The following is an 18,407-nucleotide window of genomic DNA, read 5'->3' on the forward strand; positions in this document are numbered from 1 at the left end:
CGCTATTGAACAAATGATTTTTGAAATTAATAATGTTCAAAAGCGTAGACGGTGAACTATATTTACAACCGTGCAGGGATCACAGTTTTATCGATAGGATCCCGATAAAGCTGAAACATTCCGGAATATCCGTTTTGCCGTGTGGCTCACAGATTCAAGCCGCGGCAAAGCGAACATATGATCTAAATTTTGATAAGAGTTCAAATATGGGCGAGAAACGCGTTGCCGAAGAGGGACGATTTGCCGGACTGGCGCTATCGGAAGAAGAACTGGTGGCGCGCGTGGCGTGGTGCTACTACCACGATGGCCTGACGCAGAACGATATCGGCGAGCGGCTGGGTCTGCCGCGGCTCAAGATTTCGCGTCTGCTGGAGAAGGGCCGACAGTCCGGGGTGATCCGGGTGCAGATTAACTCCCGCTACGAAGGATGTCTGGGGCTGGAGACCGAACTTCAGCAGCGCTTTGGCCTGAAGCTGGTGCGCGTGCTGCCTGCGCTGAATACCCCGGCGATGAGCGTGCGCTTAGGCATTGGCGCCGCGCAGTCGTTAATGGGCGTGCTGGAACCCGGCCAGCTGCTGGCGGTGGGATTTGGTGAAACCACCATGAGCTGTATTCAGCACTTAAGCGGCTTTATCAGCTCCCAGCAGGTGCGGCTGGTGACCCTTTCCGGCGGCGTCGGGCCCTATATGACCGGCATCGGCCAGCTGGATGCCGCCTGCAGCGTCAGCATGATCCCCGCCCCGCTGCGGGTGTCGTCTGCGGAAGTGGCCGGGATCCTGAAACGGGAAACCAGCGTGCGGGATGTGATCCTCGCCGCCACCGCCGCCGATGCGGCGGTCGTCGGGATTGGCGCCGTGAACCAGCGCCGGGATGCCACCATATTGCGCTCCGGCTATATCAGCGAAGGGGAACAGCTGATGTTTGCCCGCCGGGGGGCGGTGGGCGACATTCTGGGCTATTTCCTTAATGCCGAGGGCGAACGGGTCCCTGAACTGGAGATCCACCGTGAATTACTGGGCGTCACCCTCGATGAACTGGCGCAGTTGCCCACCATCGTTGGCGTCGCCGGAGGAGAAGAGAAAGCCGATGCGATTTATGCCGCACTGAAGGGTCACCGTATCAATGGCCTGGTGACGGAAGAGACGACAGCCCGCGCGGTGCTGGCTCTGGCGAGTTAAGGCCCGGCCCTGCGCTAACATTGAGGCAAGCTCATGAGTTACCTTTTAGCGTTAGATGCAGGGACAGGCAGCGTTCGCGCCGTTATTTTCGATCTGCAGGGCAACCAGATAGCCGTCGGCCAGGCCGAGTGGAAGCACCTGAGCGTGGAGAACGTCCCCGGCTCGATGGAGTTCGATCTCGACACCAACTGGCGGCTGGCCTGCCAGTGTATCCATCAGGCGCTGGAGCGGGCGCACCTTGGCGCGGCGGATATCCAGTCCGTCGCCTGCTGCTCAATGCGCGAGGGGATTGTCCTGTACGACCGCAACGGCGAAGCCATCTGGGCCTGCGCCAACGTCGATGCCCGCGCCAGCCGCGAAGTGGCTGAACTCAAAGAGATCCACGACTACCGTTTTGAATCCGAAGTCTATGACGTCTCCGGCCAGACCCTGGCCCTGAGCGCCATGCCGCGCCTGCTGTGGCTGGCGCACCATCGCCCGGACATCTACCGCAAAGCCGCAACCATCACCATGATCAGCGACTGGCTGGCGGCGAAGCTCTCTGGCGAGCTTGCCGTTGACCCTTCCAACGCGGGCACCACCGGCATGTTAGATCTGTTCTCCCGCGACTGGCGTCCAGCGCTGCTGGATATGGCCGGGCTGCGGGCCGATATTCTCTCCCCGGTAAAAGAGACCGGTACCCTGCTCGGCGCTGTCACCCACGAAGCCGCGCAGCAGTCGGGCCTGCGGGAAGGCACCCCGGTGGTGATGGGCGGCGGCGACGTGCAGCTGGGCTGTCTGGGACTGGGCGTGGTGCGTGCCGGGCAAACTGCGGTGCTGGGGGGGACCTTCTGGCAGCAGGTGGTTAACCTGCCGCAGGTGCGCACCGATCCGCAGATGAACATCCGCGTGAACCCGCACGTGATCCCGGGCATGGCGCAGGCGGAATCGATCAGCTTCTTTACCGGGCTGACCATGCGCTGGTTCCGCGACGCCTTCTGCGCCGAAGAGAAACTGATCGCCGAGCGGATGGGGATGGACACTTACGCCCTGATGGAGGAGATGGCCAGCCGGGTGCCGGCGGGCTCTCACGGGGTGATGCCAATTTTTTCCGACGCCATGCACTTTAAGCAGTGGTATCACGCTGCGCCGTCGTTCATTAACCTCTCCATCGACCCGGAAAAATGCAACAAGACCACCCTGTTCCGCGCCCTGGAGGAGAACGCGGCGATTGTATCCGCCTGCAACCTGGCGCAGATTTCGCAGTTCTCCGGCGTGGTCTTTGACGGCCTGGTGTTTGCCGGCGGCGGCGCGAAAGGGGCGCTGTGGAGCCAGATCTTAAGCGATGTCACCGGCCTGCCGGTGCGCGTGCCGGAAGTGAAAGAGGCTACCGCGCTCGGCTGCGCTATTGCCGCCGGAACCGGCGCCGGGCTGTATAGCGATATGGCCGCCACCGGGGAGAAGCTGGTGAAATGGAGCCGGGAGTTCACCCCGAATCCGGCGCACCGGGAGCTGTACGACGGCATGATGCAGAAATGGCAGGCGGTGTACGCCGATCAGCTCGGACTGGTGGACAGCGGGCTGACCACTTCGATGTGGCAGGCGCCGGGGCTGGTGCGGACATCCCCCTCACCCCGGCCCTCTCCCCAAAGGGGCGAGGGAGAAATGCCGACCGAGCCCACTCTGTAAGACCGCACCCGACTGTCAGAGGGAGAAATACCGACCGGGCCCACTCTGTAAGACCGCACCCGCCTGTTCCCTCTCCCCTATGGGGAGAGGGTTAGGGTGAGGGGTAATCTTTGAATCCCATCACAATCACCGCATTCCCCTTTTCCCTTTTACTCCGTGCTGGCTAAATTACTAACTCATCCGACCACATAACAATAATTTTACACTGGAAGAGACTATGAGCCGCTACCCGTCGTTATTCGCCCCCCTCGATCTGGGGTTCACCACGCTCAAAAACCGCGTGTTAATGGGCTCGATGCATACCGGGCTGGAGGAGCGGCCAGACGGCGCACAGCGGCTGGCCGCGTTCTACGCCGAGCGCGCCCGTCACGGCGTGGCGCTGATCGTCACCGGCGGCGTGGCCCCTGCCCCCTCCGGCGTCGGGATGGAGGGCGGCGCGGTGCTGAACGATGCGGCGCAACTGCCCCACCACCGGATCGTCACCGATGCCGTCCACCAGCAGGGCGGCAAAATCGCCCTGCAAATTCTGCATACCGGGCGCTACAGCTATCAGCCAAACCCGGTGGCCCCGTCGGCGATCCAGGCTCCGATCAACCGCTTTAAGCCCCATGCCCTGACTCACGATGAGATCCTGACCCTGATCGACGACTTTGCCCGCTGCGCGGCGCTGGCGCGGGAAGCAGGCTACGACGGCGTGGAGGTGATGGGCTCCGAGGGCTATCTGATTAATGAATTCCTCGCCGCCCGCACCAACCAGCGCGACGACGAATGGGGCGGCGACTACGCTCGTCGGATGCGCTTCGCCGTCGAAGTGGTGCGTGCCGTGCGCGAGCGCGCCGGGAGCGATTTTATTATTATCTTCCGCCTGTCGATGCTCGACCTGGTGGAGGGCGGCGGCACCTTCGACGAAACCGTCCAGCTGGCGCAGGCCATTGAGGCGGCAGGGGCAACCATCATCAACACCGGGATCGGCTGGCACGAGGCGCGCATCCCGACCATCGCCACCCCGGTGCCGCGCGCGGCGTTCAGCTGGGTCACCCGCAGGCTGAAGGGCAAGGTGTCGATCCCGCTGGTGACCACCAACCGCATTAACGATCCTCAGGTGGCAGACGATGTGATCTCACGCGGCGATGCCGATATGGTGTCGATGGCGCGACCGTTCCTTGCCGACGCCGAGCTGCTGTCGAAAGCGCAGAGCGGTCGGGCGGATGAGATCAACACCTGTATTGGCTGCAACCAGGCCTGCCTGGATCAGATTTTCGTCGGCAAAGTCACCTCCTGCCTGGTCAACCCGCGCGCCTGTCACGAAACCCGCATGCCGATCGTGCCTGCTGTGAATAAAAAGCGGCTGGCGGTGGTGGGTGCAGGCCCGGCGGGGCTGGCGTTTGCGGTGAATGCCGCGTCGCGCGGCCACAGCGTGACGCTGTTTGACGCGCTCCCTGAGATCGGCGGGCAGTTTAATATCGCCAAACAGATCCCCGGCAAAGAGGAGTTCTACGAGACGCTGCGCTACTACCGGCGGATGATCGACATTACCGGCGTGGATCTGCGGCTCAACCAGTGGGTGGGCGCGGAAGATCTGCTCGACTTTGACGAGACGATCCTCGCCAGCGGGATCGCCCCGCGAACGCCTGAGATCGAGGGCGTCTCACACCCGAAAGTGCTGAGCTATCTCGACGTGCTGCGCGACAAGGCGCCGGTGGGAGATCGCGTGGCGATTATCGGCTGCGGCGGGATCGGCTTTGATACCGCCATGTACCTGAGCCAGGCGGGCGAGGCCACTAGCCAGAATATCGCGGAGTTCTGCGCGGAATGGGGCATCGACACCAGCCTGAACCAGGTGGGCGGTTTGCGCCCGGAAGGACCGCAACTGCCGAAAAGCCCGCGCCAGATCGTGATGCTGCAGCGCAAGGCCAGCAAGCCGGGCGAAGGGCTGGGTAAAACCACCGGCTGGATCCACCGCGCCACCCTTCTCGCCCGCGGCGTGAAGATGATCCCGGCGGTGAGTTACCAGAAGATCGACGACGAAGGATTGCATGTGCTGATCGGCGGTGAACCGCAGCTGTTGCGCGTGGATAATGTGATTTTGTGTGCCGGGCAGGAGCCGAAGCGCGATCTGGCGGAGCCGCTGCGCGAGGCGGGCAAAACGGTGCATTTGATTGGCGGGTGCGACGTGGCGATGGAGCTCGATGCGCGGCGGGCGATTGCCCAGGGGACGAAATTAGCGTTGGAGATCTAGAACATTGCCGGGCGGCGCTGCGCTTGCCCGGCCTACAAGACCGTAGGCCCGGTAAGCGAAGCGCCACCGGGCATCAGGCCGCACAACAATCTTAACGACGGCGACCCAGCTTAACCGCCTTCAACACCACGAACTTGTTGTTGGTCGCCACGGTGGTGCAGTTACCGAAGATCTTCTTCAGCTTGTGAAAGTAGTCCAGATGACGGTTAGCCACGATGTACAGCTCACCGTTGATTTTCAGGCAGCGGCGCGCGTGGTGGAACATCTCCCAGGCGACGTTATCCGTCAGGGCGTGTTTCTGGTGGAACGGCGGGTTGCACAGCACCGCGTTGAAGCGGAACGGCTCCACGCCCGACAGCGCGTTGTTGATCATAAACTCGCAGCGATCCAGCGCTTCCGGCATGTTGGTTTCCACGTTGAGACGGCTGGAGGCCACCGCCATCGGCGACTCATCGCTGAAGACCACGCTGGCTTCCGGGTTCTTCGCCAGCAGCGTCAGACCGATCACCCCGTTACCACAGCCGAGATCGACGATCTCCCCTTCCAGATTTTCCGGCAGATGCTCGATAAAGAAGCGCGCGCCGATATCCAGCCCGGTACGGGAGAAGACGTTCGCGTGGTTATGGATGGTCCAGTCGGTGCCTTCCAGCTTCCAGCTCAGGGTCTCCGGCGCGTCGGCCAGCTCGGGTGCCGTGAAAGTACAGTTGATCAGGCGCGCTTTTTTCCACGCCAGCGTAGTGGTGGTTGGCCCCAGCACTTTCTCGAACAGTTCCAGCGTGGAGGTATGGATATCACGCGCTTTGGCCCCGGCGATAATGCGCGTCTCTGGCGTCACCACCTTGCGCAGCGCACGGAGCTGCTGCTCCAGCAGCGCCATTGTTTTCGGCACTTTGATCAGCACCACGCCCGGCGCCTGCGGGTAGTCCGCGGTGCTGTCGAGGAACTTGACGCTGGATTCGGCGATGTCGTTGTGACGCAGGTTCTCGCGCGTCGCCAGCTCGCTCAGGTATGAATCCCCGATGCTGTAAGGCGTATGTTCGGCCAGTGCGCAACCCAAGGCGCCAAAAGCATCATTCAGGATCAGAACCGGGCCGCTGATTTCAGTGTCATCCAACTGCTGCAGCAGATATTCATCCGCCGCTTCCCACGCCTGAAGCGGGTTAACGTCGTCCGTTTCCGGGAAACGTTTTAAGTCGAGTGAACGGAAACCGTTGTCTAAGTGGCTCATCGGCCCTCCTGAGTGGTAAAATTTCGGCGTTATCCCTGAAAAGGGTGCGTGAGTATACCCGTTTTCAAATTATTTTGGGGTTTTGATGAACCAGCTGACTTACCTCCAGGGCTACCCGGAGCATCTGCTTTCCCAGGTCCGCACCTTAATTGCCGAGCAAAAGCTGGGGGCGGTACTGGAAAAACGCTATCCGGGCACCCACGATTTCGCCACCGATAAAGCCCTCTGGCAGTATACGCAGGATATGAAAAACCGGTATTTACGCAGCGCGCCGCCCATCAATAAGGTGATGTACGACAACAAGATCCACGTTCTGAAGAACGCGCTCGGCCTGCACACTGCCATCTCGCGCGTGCAGGGCGGCAAGCTCAAGGCCAAGGCCGAGATCCGCGTGGCAACCGTGTTTCGCAACGCGCCGGAAGCCTTCCTGCGCATGATCGTGGTGCATGAGCTGGCGCACCTGAAAGAGAAAGAGCACGACAAAGCGTTCTACTCCCTGTGCTGCCATATGGAGCCGCAGTACCACCAGCTGGAGTTTGATACCCGGCTGTGGCTGACGCATTTATCGTTAAAGAGTAATGAGAATTAGCGCACTCGATTTGTCATCATGACATGCTACAGTGGCATCAGGTTCCCTTAACGGAGTTCGTGAACGTTTATGATACGTTTCGCAGTCATTGGGACGAACTGGATCACCCGTCAGTTCGTCGATGCCGCCCATGAGACCGGCAAATATAAACTTACCGCAGTCTATTCCCGCAGCCTTGAACAGGCGCAGACCTTTGCGAACGACTACCTCGTCGAACATCTGTTTACCTCGCTGGAGGAGATGGCGCAGAGCGATGCCATTGACGCGGTTTATATTGCCAGCCCCAACTCCCTGCACTTCCCGCAAACGAAGCTGTTCCTCAGCCATAAAAAGCATGTGATCTGCGAGAAGCCGCTGGCCTCGAATATCGATGAAGTTGAAGCCGCCATTGCCCTTGCGCGGGAAAATCAGGTGGTGCTGTTCGAAGCGTTCAAAACCGCCAGCCTGCCGAATTTCCTGCTGCTGCAGCAGTCGCTGTCGAAAGTGGGCCGCGTCCGCAAAGCCTTCATCAACTACTGTCAGTATTCGTCACGCTACCAGCGCTATCTGGACGGCGAGAACCCAAACACCTTTAATCCGCAGTTCTCTAACGGCTCGATTATGGATATCGGTTTCTACTGCCTGGCCTCGGCGGTGGCGCTTTGGGGCGAGCCGCACCGGGTTCAGGCAACCGCCAGCCTGCTGGAAAGCGGCGTCGATGCCCACGGTCTGGTGGTGCTGGATTACGGCGATTTCAGCGTGACGCTGCAGCACTCCAAAGTGAGTGACTCGGTGCTGCCGAGCGAAATCCAGGGCGAGAACGGCGCGCTGGTTATCGAGAAGATCTCCGAGTGCCAGAAGCTGAGCTTCGTGCCGCGCGGCGGCAAGCCTCAGGAGCTGACGCAGCCTCAGCATATCAACACTATGCTTTATGAGGCAGAGGTGTTCGCGCGTCTGGTCGAAACCCAGGAAGTTAACCATCCGGGCCTTGCGGTGAGCCGTACCACTGCGAAGCTGCAAACCGAAATCCGTCGCCAGACGGGGGTGGTTTTCCCGGCGGACGGCCTTAACGCAGAAGTTACCGCGTAAAGCTGTGTAATGAATCAGTGCAGGTCATTGACGAAACCAATGACCTGACATATTTTGTTACCTGCAAAGGGGAGTAACTTCCTGGTCGGTGGATCGTCATTACGATGCGTGTAATACCGCATCCGGTCGCCGGGCAACGAAAAAGGAATACGATGAGCGTATTCCTTTCTTGTTGTAAGTGAGACCTTGCCGGAAGGCGAGGTCTATGCACAAAAAAAGCAACGACTATCGTCTTCTGACGTTAGTCGTTTTTTTTTGTGGAAGGAAAATTGTATGAATACTGTCGGTACTCCGCTGCTGTGGGGTGGATTCGCAGTCGTGGTGGTCATCATGTTGGCGATCGACCTCTTCTTGCAGGGTCGACGCGGCGCACATGGCATGACCATGAAGCAGGCGGCCGCCTGGTCGCTGGTGTGGGTCACGCTCTCCCTGCTCTTCTGTGCCGCCTTCTGGTGGTATCTCTCCGTTACGCAAGGCCGCGCGGTGGCCGATCCCCAGGCGCTGGCGTTCCTGACGGGTTATCTGATCGAAAAAGCCCTGGCGGTGGATAACGTCTTCGTCTGGCTGATGCTGTTCAGCTATTTTGCGGTACCTGCAGCGTTGCAGCGTCGGGTGCTGGTGTATGGCGTGCTGGGCGCGATCGTGCTGCGTACCATCATGATCTTCGCCGGTAGCTGGCTGATTACCCAGTTCGAATGGCTGTTGTACGTCTTCGGTGCCTTCCTGCTGTTTACGGGCGTGAAGATGGCGCTGGCGAAAGAAGATGAAACCGGTATTGGCGAAAAGCCGCTGGTGCGCTGGCTGCGCGGCCATCTGCGCATGACCGACACCATCGAAAACGAGCACTTCTTCGTGCGTAAGAACGGCCTGCTGTTCGCCACGCCGCTGCTGCTGGTGCTGATCATGGTGGAGCTGAGCGACGTGATCTTTGCGGTCGACAGTATTCCGGCGATTTTCGCGGTGACCACTGACCCGTTCATCGTCCTGACCTCAAACCTGTTTGCGATCCTTGGCCTGCGTGCCATGTACTTCCTGCTGGCGGGCGTGGCGGAGCGCTTCTCAATGCTGAAGTACGGTCTGTCGGTGATCCTGGTGTTTATCGGTATCAAGATGATGATTGTCGATTTCTACCATATCCCGATCGCCATCTCGCTGGGCGTGGTGTTTGGTATCCTGGTTCTGACTCTGGTCATCAACGCCTGGGTGAATCACCAGAACGATAAGAAACGGCAGCTCGGGTAACAATCGCCCGGCGGCGCTATGCTTGCCGGGCCTACGGTTTTGTAGGCCGGGTAAGCGTAGCGCCACCCGGCACTACCTTGCGCAGAGGGGTTTAAGCGAACCACTCAGCAAAAATGTAAACGCACAGTTAAAAAATATGACGCAACACGTAAATTCCAGCATTTTGCTCTTCCCAGGCTTCGCGCATTCAATATACTCATCCTGACAAACACACACCTCTAACCGGAATATAAGTGCCTCAGAGCATCTCCGGGACGGAACGCAATCTCACTGAAGGAATTTTTATGACCATGCAATCCCCTGGTCTGCTCGCGCGCCTGGCGCAGGGCAGCCTCGTTAAACAAATACTGGTAGGTCTGGTGCTGGGTATTTTACTGGCCCTGGTCTCTAAACCCGCCGCCATCGCCACCGGCCTGCTCGGCACCCTGTTCGTTGGCGCGTTAAAGGCCGTCGCACCGGTCCTGGTGCTGATGCTGGTGATGGCCTCCATTGCCAACCACCAACACGGACAAAAAACCAACATTCGCCCTATTCTGTTCCTTTATCTGCTGGGCACCTTCTCTGCCGCGCTGACGGCGGTAGTCTTTAGCTTCCTGTTCCCGTCCACGCTGCATCTCACCTCTGCCGCAGGCGATATCACCCCGCCATCGGGCATCGTGGAAGTGCTTCGCGGCCTGCTGCTGAGCATGGTCTCTAACCCGATTGACGCCCTGCTGAATGCCAACTACATCGGCATTCTGGTGTGGGCCGTTGGACTGGGCTTTGCCCTGCGCCACGGTAACGACACCACTAAAAATCTGGTGAATGACGTTTCCAACGCCGTGACTTTTATGGTGAAAGTGGTTATTCGCTTTGCGCCGATCGGTATCTTCGGTCTGGTCTCCTCCACCCTGGCGACCACCGGTTTTGAAACCCTGTGGGGCTATGCCCAGCTGCTGGTGGTGCTGGTGGGCTGCATGCTGCTGGTGGCGCTGGTGATCAACCCGCTGCTGGTGTTCTGGCAGATCCGCCGTAACCCGTATCCGCTGGTGCTGACCTGCCTGCGTGAGAGCGGCGTCTACGCCTTCTTCACCCGCAGTTCCGCGGCGAACATTCCGGTGAACATGGCCCTGGCCGAGAAGCTGAACCTGGATCGTGATACCTATTCCGTCTCCATCCCGCTGGGTGCGACGGTGAACATGGCGGGCGCGGCGATCACCATCACCGTGCTGACCCTGGCCGCCGTACATACTCTGGGTGTGCCGGTCGATCTGCCAACCGCGCTGCTGCTGAGCGTCGTGGCCTCGCTGTGTGCCTGTGGCGCATCGGGTGTGGCGGGTGGTTCTCTGCTGCTGATCCCGCTGGCCTGTAATATGTTCGGCATCCCGAACGAAGTGGCGATGCAGGTTGTGGCGGTGGGCTTCATCATTGGCGTGCTGCAGGACTCCTGCGAAACCGCGCTGAACTCCTCCACCGACGTGCTGTTTACCGCTGCGGCCTGTCAGGCTGAAGACGCGCGTCTGGCTAAGAACGCCTTACGTAATTAATAAAAAAGCCCGGTGGCGGCTACGCCTTACCGGGCCTACAGGATAAAAGCAAAACGGCAACCCTGAGGTTGCCGTTTTTAGTGTTTGTGCCCTCTCCGCGTGGGAGAGGGTCAGGGTGAGGGCATCAGGCCGCACCGCTTACAGCGTCACACCACTCTTAAAGATCGCCAGCTCGCGGAAGTCGTTTTTCTCGTTGCAGGCCTGCTTGCCGTTGGCGATATCCACAATCACATCCACGAATTCCGTTAACAGCTGCGGCATCGCTTTGCCGTGGATCAGCTGACCGGCATCGAAATCAATCCAGTGCTTTTTCTTCGCCGCCAGCTCGCTGTTGGTGGCGATTTTCACCGTTGGCACAAAGCCGCCGTACGGCGTACCGCGACCGGTGCTGAACAGCACCATATGGCAGCCCGCACCCGCCAGGGCGCTGGTGGCGACGGCGTCGTTGCCCGGCGCGCTTAACAGGTTCAGGCCCGGCGTGTTCAACCGCTCGCCGTAGCGCAGAACATCCACCACCTGGCTGGCACCCGCTTTCTGGGTACAGCCGAGGGATTTCTCTTCCAGCGTGGTGATCCCGCCCGCCTTGTTGCCCGGGGATGGGTTCTCGTAAATCGGCTGGTTGTGGGCGATAAAGTACTGCTTGAAGTCGTTCACCATGGTGACGGTTTTTTCAAAGGTCGCTTCATCGCGGCAGTGGCTCATCAGAATGCGCTCGGCACCGAACATCTCCGGCACTTCGGTCAGCACGGTAGTGCCGCCGTTGCCGATGACGTAATCGGAGAACTGGCCCAGCATCGGGTTCGCGGTGATGCCGGACAGGCCGTCCGAACCGCCGCACTCCAGACCAAACTTCAGCTCGCTCAGCTTGCCCGCCTCGCGCTGGTCGTGGCGCATCACCTCATACAGCTGATGCAGGTGTTCCAGACCGGCTTCCACTTCGTCGTCCTGATGCTGGCACACCATAAAGTGAACGCGGGAAGGATCGAAATCGCCCAGCGTTTCACGGAAGGCATCCACCTGGTTGTTCTCACAGCCGAGGCCGATCACCAGCACCGCCCCGGCGTTCGGGTGGCGGACCATGTTTTGCAGCATGGTACGGGTGTTGATGTGGTCGTCACCCAGCTGGGAACAGCCGTAGGTGTGGCTGAAGAGGAACACGCCGTCGGTGCCTTCTGCTTCATTGGTCTCTTTCAGGAAACGGCTCTGGATCTGACGGGCGATGCCGTTAACGCAGCCGACGGTGGGCAGGATCCACAGTTCATTGCGAATCCCCACCTCACCGCTGGCGCGGCGGTAGATCTGGACGTCACGATCTGCCGCCTGGCTGCTCTCAGCCTGCAACTCAGGTTGATAGCTGTACTCATCCAGATCGCTCAGATTGGTGCGGGTATTGTGGGAGTGAATGAATTCACCCGCCGCGATATCCGCCAGCGCATGGCCAATAGGCAGACCGTATTTAACAACGTTCTCCCCTTTGGCAATGGGCTGCAGGGCAAATTTGTGCCCGCGCGCCATGTCCTGGCGCAGCGTGACGGTCTGGTTACCAAACGTCACGTCCAGCCCTTCGCTCAGGTCGGCCAGCGCGACCGCAACGTTGTCCAGCGAATGGATTTTGATGTATTGCATATCAACCTCAGACGGCCTTAGTTCAGTTCAATAGCGAAGTAGTCGCGCGCGTTGTTAAAGCAGATGTTTCTCACCATTTCGCCCAGCAGCTGTATATCGGCCGGCGCTTCGCCCGCGGTGACCCAGCGGCCAATCATCTGGCACAGAATGCGGCGGAAGTATTCGTGGCGAGTATAAGAAAGGAAGCTGCGGCTGTCGGTCAGCATCCCGACAAAGCGGCTCAGCAGACCAAGCTGCGCCAGCTGTGTCATCTGACGCTCCATGCCGTCTTTCTGATCGTTGAACCACCAGCCGGAACCGAACTGCATCTTGCCCGGCATCCCTTCGCCCTGGAAGTTGCCGATCATGGTGCCCAGCACTTCGTTATCGCGCGGGTTCAGGCAGTAAAGAATGGTTTTTGGCAGCAGGTTCTCTTCGTTCTGTTTGCTCAGCAGTTTTGACAGCTCTTCCGCCAGCGGACGGTCGTTGATGGAGTCGAAACCGACGTCGGCGCCCAGCAGTTTGAACTGACGCTGGTTGTTATTGCGCAGCGCGCCGATGTGGTACTGCTGCACCCAGCCGCGACGGGCATATTCGGCCGCCAGCCAGACCAGTACCGCAGTTTTAAACTGCGCCACTTCGTGCTCGCTCAGGCTTTCACCCGCCAGACGACGCGCCAGAATGCTGTCCAGCTCGCCTTCGTTGGCGTCGGCAAACAGCACTACGTCCAGCGCATGGTCAGAAACCTTACAGCCGTGAGCCGCAAAGTGGTCCAGACGTTTGGTCAGCGCAGCCTGCAGATCGCTGAAGCGGCGGATCTCGGTGTCGGAGACTTCGGCCAGTTTCGCCATGTAGTCGGCAAAGGTCGCCTGCTCAATGTTGAAGGCTTTATCCGGGCGCCAGCTTGGCAGCACTTTGACGTCAAAAGAGGCGTCTTTGGCGACAACGGCGTGATGCTCCAGGGAGTCAATCGGATCGTCGGTGGTGCCGACCATCTTCACATTCATCTGTTTCATGATGCCGCGGGCAGAGAATTTGTCCTGGGCCAGCAGCTCGTTGCATTCGTTCCAGATCTCATCCGCCGTGGACGGCGAGAGCAGCTTGCCGGTGATGCCAAACGGACGGCGCAGCTCCAGGTGGGTCCAGTGGTACAGCGGGTTACCGATGGTGTGCGGCACGGTCGCGGCCCAGGCGTCGAATTTTTCACGGTCGGACGCATCGCCGGTACACAGGCGTTCCGCTACGCCGTTGGTGCGCATGGCGCGCCACTTATAGTGGTCACCTTTCAGCCAGATGTCATACAGGTTTTTGAAACGGTAATTTTCGGCAACCTGCTGCGGCGGAAGGTGGCAGTGGTAGTCGAAAATCGGCTGGTCTTTCGCGTAATCATGGTACAGGCGGCGGGCGAATTCAGTATCTAACAGGAAATCTTCAGTCATAAACGGAGTCATGTCGTTATCCTCTTAACGGGCACGTCAGAAAGCAATGTTTAGATGCTGCAAAGTTATCACACCAATTTCCAGAGGCCGATGATTTTTTCGTGAGTTAGATCAATAAACGTCGACAAATAATCTACATCTAAAGTGTTAAATAACGCCTAACCCCGCGCCAGCTCTGGCCTGACAGAGCCTCGACATTACCCTTACAATTATTGACACTTTTGTGATGTCACTCACCTTTTAAAGTTGTATGACAAGTTATCGTTCTGCCGTCGCAAATTATAAGCCGACGGAATGCATTACCGGTGCCTCAGGCGTCGGACTCAGCGGTAAGGATACCGAATTATGCAAGTTACTTATGGCAAGGTTCGGGCCGTACCGGGAGTATTTCCGGTTACGCCCTCCCGTTAAAAACATCTCACGCCATGCGTAGAGATGCCCGTACTCCGGTGCGGCAATAACATAACGATGAGGTTTTACATGCGTAAAATTAAAGGGTTACGTTGGTACATGATCGCACTGGTGACGCTTGGCACCGTGCTGGGCTACCTGACGCGTAACACCATAGCGGCGGCTGCGCCAACGCTGATGGAAGAGCTGCACATCTCCACACAGCAATACTCCTATATCATCGCGGCCTATTCCGCGGCTTATACCATCATGCAGCCGGTAGCGGGCTACGTGCTGGATATCCTGGGGACTAAAGTTGGCTACGCGGTGTTTGCCGTCACCTGGGCAATCTTCTGCGGCGCAACCGCGCTGGCAGGGAGCTGGGGTGGCCTGGCGCTGGCACGTGGCGCGGTCGGTGCAGCTGAAGCTGCGATGATCCCGGCGGGCCTGAAAGCGGCCTCCGAGTGGTTCCCGGCGAAAGAGCGTTCCATTGCGGTAGGCTACTTCAACGTGGGTTCCTCTATTGGCGCGATGATTGCTCCGCCGCTGGTGGTATGGGCTATCGTGATGCACAGCTGGCAGCTGGCGTTTATTCTCTCCGGCGTGCTGAGCTTCGCCTGGGCGATGTCCTGGCTCATCTTCTACAAACACCCGCGCGATCAGAAGAAGCTCTCTGACGAAGAACGCGACTACATCATTAACGGCCAGGAATCCCAGCACCAGACCAATAACGGCAAGAAAATGTCCGTGCTGCAGATCCTCGGCACCCGTCAGTTCTGGGGTATCGCCCTGCCGCGTTTCCTGGCTGAGCCAGCATGGGGGACCTTCAACGCCTGGATCCCGCTGTTCATGTTTAAAGTGTACGGCTTTAACCTGAAAGAGATCGCCATGTTCGCCTGGATGCCAATGCTGTTCGCAGACCTGGGCTGTATCGTCGGCGGCTACCTGCCACCGCTGTTCCAGCGCTGGTTTGGCGTGAACCTGATTGTCTCCCGTAAAATGGTTGTCACCATGGGCGCCCTGCTGATGATTGGCCCGGGCATGATCGGCCTGTTCACCAGCCCGTATATTGCTATTGCCCTGTTGTGCGTCGGTGGTTTTGCTCACCAGTCCCTGTCCGGTGCGCTGATCACCCTCTCTTCCGACGTGTTCGGTCGTAATGAAGTGGCGACAGCGAACGGCCTGACCGGGATGGCTGCCTGGACCGCAAGCACCCTGTTTGCCCTGGTCGTCGGTGCGCTGGCTGACACCATCGGCTTTAGCCCGCTGTTCGCGGTTCTGGCTGTCTTCGACCTGATGGGCGCGGTGCTTATCTGGACGGTGCTGAAAAGCAAATCCGCTGAAGAGCTGCAGAAAGAGTCCCTCGGAAGGCCGGCGACGCAGAGTTAGATTTATTGCCGCCATACAACCAAAAAGCCGCTTCCGGGCGGCTTTTTTGCGAGCCAAATCTGGAGACAAATGGGTAAAAGTGGTATAACAAATAATTCGCCGTACCCTGCCTGGAGCGCATATGGAAATCAACGAACCCCGTCGTCTTTATCAGCAACTTGCCGCTGAGCTGAAAACTCGCATCGAGCAAGGCGTTTATCTGGTGGGTGACAAATTGCCTGCCGAGCGCTTTATTGCTGATGAAAAAAGCGTCAGCCGCACCGTGGTTCGGGAAGCCATTATCATGCTGGAAGTGGAAGGCTATGTTGAGGTGCGTAAAGGGTCCGGCATTCATGTGATCTCCAGCCAGGCAAAACACTCCCCGGCCCCGGACGAAAATCTGGAATTTGCTAACTACGGCCCGTTCGAGCTGCTCCAGGCTCGTCAGCTTATCGAGAGCAATATCGCCGAGTTTGCGGCGACCCAGGTGACCAAGCAGGACATCATGAAGCTGATGGAGATCCAGGATAACGCGCGCAAAGAGAAATGCTTCCGCGATTCCGAATGGGACCTGCAGTTTCACGTTCAGGTGGCTTTAGCGACGCAGAATACCGCCCTGGCTGCAATCGTGGAAAAAATGTGGACTCAGCGCGTTCATAACCCGTACTGGAAAAAACTGCACGATCACATCGATTCCCGTACCGTGGATAACTGGTGCGACGATCATGACCAAATTCTTAAAGCGCTGATTCGTAAAGACCCGCATGCGGCAAAACTGGCGATGTGGCAACATCTCGAGAACACCAAACAGATGCTGTTCAATGAAACCAGTGATGACTTCGAATTTAATGCCGACCGCTATCTTTTTGCTGAGAATCCGGTCGTTCACCTCGATAGCGCCGTCAGTCACGCAAAATAGTTTCCTTCTTCCTCTGGCAGGCGCTTCGCTGCGCCTTCCGCACCCGGTGGGTAAGTAAACATCTATAGTGTCAGCCTTTGTAAATAGCCTCGCGTCCTCTCCCTGGGTTAAGACAAAATCACTCTTCGACATACGCAATTTCTGTGACGGATCCCATTGGGGTTTGTTACAATTAGATGCAAATTGCCGTTTAGCTTGTTAGTTAGTGCTTGCTTACCTAGCCATTTAACAGGGAACAGTTCTGGCCACACACTGTGTCCGCGAGCGACCATAATGAAATCATAAAAAATGTCGCCGTGCTGTTTGACCCGGTTGACAGGTGCGTCGTTAACCGATTTCCAGGAACACTGAATGGAACTTTTGACCCAACTACTTAATGCCTTATGGGCTCAGGATTTCGAAACGCTGGCCAATCCTTCCATGATTGGCATGCTCTATTTTGTCCTGTTTATGATTCTGTTTCTTGAAAACGGTCTGCTGCCGGCCGCTTTCCTGCCAGGCGATAGTCTGCTGGTGCTGGTTGGCGTGCTCTGTGCAAAAGGGGCAATGCAGTTTCCGCAAACCGTGCTGCTGCTGACTATCGCGGCCAGCCTCGGCTGCTGGTTGAGCTATATCCAGGGGCGATGGCTTGGCAATACGCGCATCGTGCAGAACTGGCTGTCGCATTTACCGGCGCACTATCACCAGCGGGCGCATCACCTGTTCCACAAGCACGGGCTCTCTGCGCTGCTGGTCGGCCGCTTTATCGCCTTTGTCCGCACCCTTTTGCCAACGATTGCCGGTCTTTCCGGTCTTAGCAGCGCGCGTTTCCAGTTCTTTAACTGGATGAGCGGCCTGCTGTGGGTGCTGATCCTCACCACGCTTGGGTATCTGCTCGGCAAGACGCCGGTGTTCCTGAAGTATGAAGATCAATTGATGTCCTGCCTGATGCTGCTGCCGGTTGTGCTGCTGGTGTTCGGTCTGATTGGTTCGCTGGTTGTTCTCTGGAAGAAAAAACATGGAAGTCAGGGCTAACGTAATGGCCAGTTCAAACGCGTCACTGCGTCGTCTCTCTTATGCCATGATCGCGCTGGTGATGTTCAGCGCGCTCTTGCTGGCCTGGTCTGCTCTGCAAAAGCAGGAGTCGACGCTTGCTATCCGCGCCGTCAGTCAGGGCGTCAGCATGCCGGATGGTTTCTCCATCTGGCATCATCTGGATGCCAACGGCATTCAGTTCAAAAGCATTACTCCGCAGAACGACGTGCTGCTGATCACCTTCGACTCCAGCGTAGAGAGCGCTGCCGCGAAGAAGGTGCTCGATCGCAGCCTGCCGCATGGCTACATCATTGCTCAGCAGGATGACAACAGTCAGACGGCAGCATGGCTGACGCGTCTGCGAGATACGTCGCGCCTGTTAGGTTAAATTTCCACTATTCTGAATCTTTTCACTCACTTTGGTGATATCACCGTTTACTTACTATGCTTAAGTACGCGGAGCACCTCTCATTCGTACTCCGCACGACCCTGGAAATCGACATTCCCGCAGGTTATGTCGAAAACAATGGAAGGTTTCAACAATGAAATACCGCATCGCCCTGGGCCTCGCCCTTTTTTCTTTGAGCACAGCATCGTTCGCTTCATCTCTTTGTCAGGAGAAGGAACAGGATATCCAACGCGAGATCAGTTACGCTGAAAAGCATAACAATCAGAGCAGAATCAATGGATTGAAAAAAGCTCTGAGCGAAGTCAAAGCTAACTGCTCCGACAGCAAATTGCGCGCCGATCATCAGCGCAAGATTGACGAGCAGAAAGAGGAGATTGCTGAACGCCGTCGGGATCTGACGGAAGCAAAAGAGAAAGGCGATGCGGATAAAGTTGCCAAACGTGAGCATAAACTGCAAGAAGCGCAGAACGAACTGAAAGCGCTTGAGTCTCGCGACTACTGATCTAATGGACATCGTAACAGGAG

The 18,407-nt window shown here is 58.0% G+C and carries 15 protein-coding genes; 12 read left to right on the top strand and 3 right to left on the bottom strand.

Going from position 1 to position 18,407, the window contains the following annotated elements:
• The first annotated feature begins 206 nt into the window (after positions 1 to 206).
• The 3 genes from lsrR to FFB58_RS14515 all read left to right on the top strand — a co-directional run bounded on the left by lsrR (position 207) and on the right by FFB58_RS14515 (position 5,085).
• Positions 207 to 1,178 carry a transcriptional regulator LsrR gene (gene lsrR, locus FFB58_RS14505; RefSeq protein WP_138370278.1) on the top strand — a complete coding sequence of 324 codons (972 nt, stop codon included), beginning with the start codon at positions 207 to 209 and terminating at the stop codon, positions 1,176 to 1,178.
• A 33-nt stretch (positions 1,179 to 1,211) separates the two neighbouring features.
• On the top strand, positions 1,212 to 2,846 hold the full coding sequence (gene lsrK / locus FFB58_RS14510; protein ID WP_138370279.1) for an autoinducer-2 kinase: 1,635 nt from the start codon (positions 1,212 to 1,214) through the stop codon (positions 2,844 to 2,846).
• A gap of 217 nt (positions 2,847 to 3,063) precedes the next feature.
• Positions 3,064 to 5,085, top strand: coding sequence for an NADPH-dependent 2,4-dienoyl-CoA reductase (locus FFB58_RS14515; protein ID WP_138370280.1), 2,022 nt, complete (start codon positions 3,064 to 3,066; stop codon positions 5,083 to 5,085).
• A gap of 91 nt (positions 5,086 to 5,176) precedes the next feature.
• Here the strand turns inward: FFB58_RS14515 and rlmG are convergent, their stop codons facing one another.
• The gene (gene rlmG / locus FFB58_RS14520; RefSeq protein ID WP_138370281.1) at positions 5,177 to 6,313 is read right to left on the bottom strand and encodes a 23S rRNA (guanine(1835)-N(2))-methyltransferase RlmG; all 1,137 of its coding nucleotides are present in this window, start codon (positions 6,311 to 6,313) and stop codon (positions 5,177 to 5,179) included.
• An 85-nt stretch (positions 6,314 to 6,398) separates the two neighbouring features.
• Between rlmG and FFB58_RS14525 the strand changes: the two genes are divergently transcribed.
• The 4 genes from FFB58_RS14525 to sstT all read left to right on the top strand — a co-directional run bounded on the left by FFB58_RS14525 (position 6,399) and on the right by sstT (position 10,738).
• On the top strand, positions 6,399 to 6,902 hold the full coding sequence (locus FFB58_RS14525) for a M48 family metallopeptidase (RefSeq protein WP_138370282.1): 504 nt from the start codon (positions 6,399 to 6,401) through the stop codon (positions 6,900 to 6,902).
• Between the two features lie 69 nt (positions 6,903 to 6,971).
• A complete protein-coding gene (locus FFB58_RS14530; protein WP_138370283.1) occupies positions 6,972 to 7,970 on the top strand; it encodes a Gfo/Idh/MocA family oxidoreductase in 999 nt (332 codons plus the stop codon).
• 273 nt (positions 7,971 to 8,243) lie between these two features.
• On the top strand, positions 8,244 to 9,212 hold the full coding sequence (locus tag FFB58_RS14535) for a TerC family protein (protein WP_039031703.1): 969 nt from the start codon (positions 8,244 to 8,246) through the stop codon (positions 9,210 to 9,212).
• A 284-nt stretch (positions 9,213 to 9,496) separates the two neighbouring features.
• A complete protein-coding gene (gene sstT / locus FFB58_RS14540) occupies positions 9,497 to 10,738 on the top strand; it encodes a serine/threonine transporter SstT (protein WP_138370284.1) in 1,242 nt (413 codons plus the stop codon).
• 138 nt (positions 10,739 to 10,876) lie between these two features.
• Here sstT and FFB58_RS14545 read toward each other — a convergent pair whose 3' ends face one another.
• Both FFB58_RS14545 and uxaC read right to left on the bottom strand, forming a co-directional pair.
• Complete coding sequence (locus tag FFB58_RS14545; RefSeq protein ID WP_039031701.1) at positions 10,877 to 12,364, bottom strand: altronate dehydratase family protein; 1,488 nt, start codon at positions 12,362 to 12,364, stop codon at positions 10,877 to 10,879.
• A 17-nt stretch (positions 12,365 to 12,381) separates the two neighbouring features.
• Entirely contained in the window at positions 12,382 to 13,794 is a 1,413-nt protein-coding gene (uxaC, locus tag FFB58_RS14550; RefSeq protein WP_039031700.1) for a glucuronate isomerase, read from the bottom strand.
• Positions 13,795 to 14,262: 468 nt separating this feature from the next.
• Here uxaC and FFB58_RS14555 point away from each other — a divergent pair, with 468 nt between their 5' ends.
• From FFB58_RS14555 to FFB58_RS14575, 5 genes are all read left to right on the top strand, one after another.
• On the top strand, positions 14,263 to 15,561 hold the full coding sequence (locus tag FFB58_RS14555; RefSeq protein WP_039031699.1) for an MFS transporter: 1,299 nt from the start codon (positions 14,263 to 14,265) through the stop codon (positions 15,559 to 15,561).
• Positions 15,562 to 15,682: 121 nt separating this feature from the next.
• Positions 15,683 to 16,459, top strand: coding sequence for a transcriptional regulator ExuR (gene exuR / locus FFB58_RS14560; RefSeq protein ID WP_138370285.1), 777 nt, complete (start codon positions 15,683 to 15,685; stop codon positions 16,457 to 16,459).
• Between the two features lie 351 nt (positions 16,460 to 16,810).
• Positions 16,811 to 17,473, top strand: a complete 663-nt coding sequence (yqjA, locus tag FFB58_RS14565; protein WP_039031697.1) for a DedA family general envelope maintenance protein YqjA — start codon at positions 16,811 to 16,813, stop codon at positions 17,471 to 17,473.
• A 4-nt stretch (positions 17,474 to 17,477) separates the two neighbouring features.
• A complete protein-coding gene (gene mzrA, locus FFB58_RS14570) occupies positions 17,478 to 17,861 on the top strand; it encodes an EnvZ/OmpR regulon moderator MzrA (RefSeq protein ID WP_039031696.1) in 384 nt (127 codons plus the stop codon).
• Positions 17,862 to 18,015: 154 nt separating this feature from the next.
• Positions 18,016 to 18,384, top strand: coding sequence for a DUF1090 domain-containing protein (locus tag FFB58_RS14575; protein WP_039031695.1), 369 nt, complete (start codon positions 18,016 to 18,018; stop codon positions 18,382 to 18,384).
• Positions 18,385 to 18,407 lie beyond the last annotated feature (23 nt).

Origin of the sequence: Enterobacter sp. MF024 (assembly GCF_005843915.1) — a bacterium.
Lineage (GTDB): Bacteria > Pseudomonadota > Gammaproteobacteria > Enterobacterales > Enterobacteriaceae > Enterobacter > Enterobacter barmai.

What these genes read in the sequence shown, in the direction of transcription:
- lsrR (WP_138370278.1), top strand. Translation starts at nt 207, where the DNA reads ATGGGCGAGAAACGCGTTGCCGAAGAGGGACGATTTGCCGGACTGGCG.
- lsrK (WP_138370279.1), top strand. Translation starts at nt 1,212, where the DNA reads ATGAGTTACCTTTTAGCGTTAGATGCAGGGACAGGCAGCGTTCGCGCC.
- FFB58_RS14515 (WP_138370280.1), top strand. Translation starts at nt 3,064, where the DNA reads ATGAGCCGCTACCCGTCGTTATTCGCCCCCCTCGATCTGGGGTTCACC.
- rlmG (WP_138370281.1), bottom strand. Translation starts at nt 6,313, where the DNA reads ATGAGCCACTTAGACAACGGTTTCCGTTCACTCGACTTAAAACGTTTC.
- FFB58_RS14525 (WP_138370282.1), top strand. Translation starts at nt 6,399, where the DNA reads ATGAACCAGCTGACTTACCTCCAGGGCTACCCGGAGCATCTGCTTTCC.
- FFB58_RS14530 (WP_138370283.1), top strand. Translation starts at nt 6,972, where the DNA reads ATGATACGTTTCGCAGTCATTGGGACGAACTGGATCACCCGTCAGTTC.
- FFB58_RS14535 (WP_039031703.1), top strand. Translation starts at nt 8,244, where the DNA reads ATGAATACTGTCGGTACTCCGCTGCTGTGGGGTGGATTCGCAGTCGTG.
- sstT (WP_138370284.1), top strand. Translation starts at nt 9,497, where the DNA reads ATGACCATGCAATCCCCTGGTCTGCTCGCGCGCCTGGCGCAGGGCAGC.
- FFB58_RS14545 (WP_039031701.1), bottom strand. Translation starts at nt 12,364, where the DNA reads ATGCAATACATCAAAATCCATTCGCTGGACAACGTTGCGGTCGCGCTG.
- uxaC (WP_039031700.1), bottom strand. Translation starts at nt 13,794, where the DNA reads ATGACTCCGTTTATGACTGAAGATTTCCTGTTAGATACTGAATTCGCC.
- FFB58_RS14555 (WP_039031699.1), top strand. Translation starts at nt 14,263, where the DNA reads ATGCGTAAAATTAAAGGGTTACGTTGGTACATGATCGCACTGGTGACG.
- exuR (WP_138370285.1), top strand. Translation starts at nt 15,683, where the DNA reads ATGGAAATCAACGAACCCCGTCGTCTTTATCAGCAACTTGCCGCTGAG.
- yqjA (WP_039031697.1), top strand. Translation starts at nt 16,811, where the DNA reads ATGGAACTTTTGACCCAACTACTTAATGCCTTATGGGCTCAGGATTTC.
- mzrA (WP_039031696.1), top strand. Translation starts at nt 17,478, where the DNA reads ATGGCCAGTTCAAACGCGTCACTGCGTCGTCTCTCTTATGCCATGATC.
- FFB58_RS14575 (WP_039031695.1), top strand. Translation starts at nt 18,016, where the DNA reads ATGAAATACCGCATCGCCCTGGGCCTCGCCCTTTTTTCTTTGAGCACA.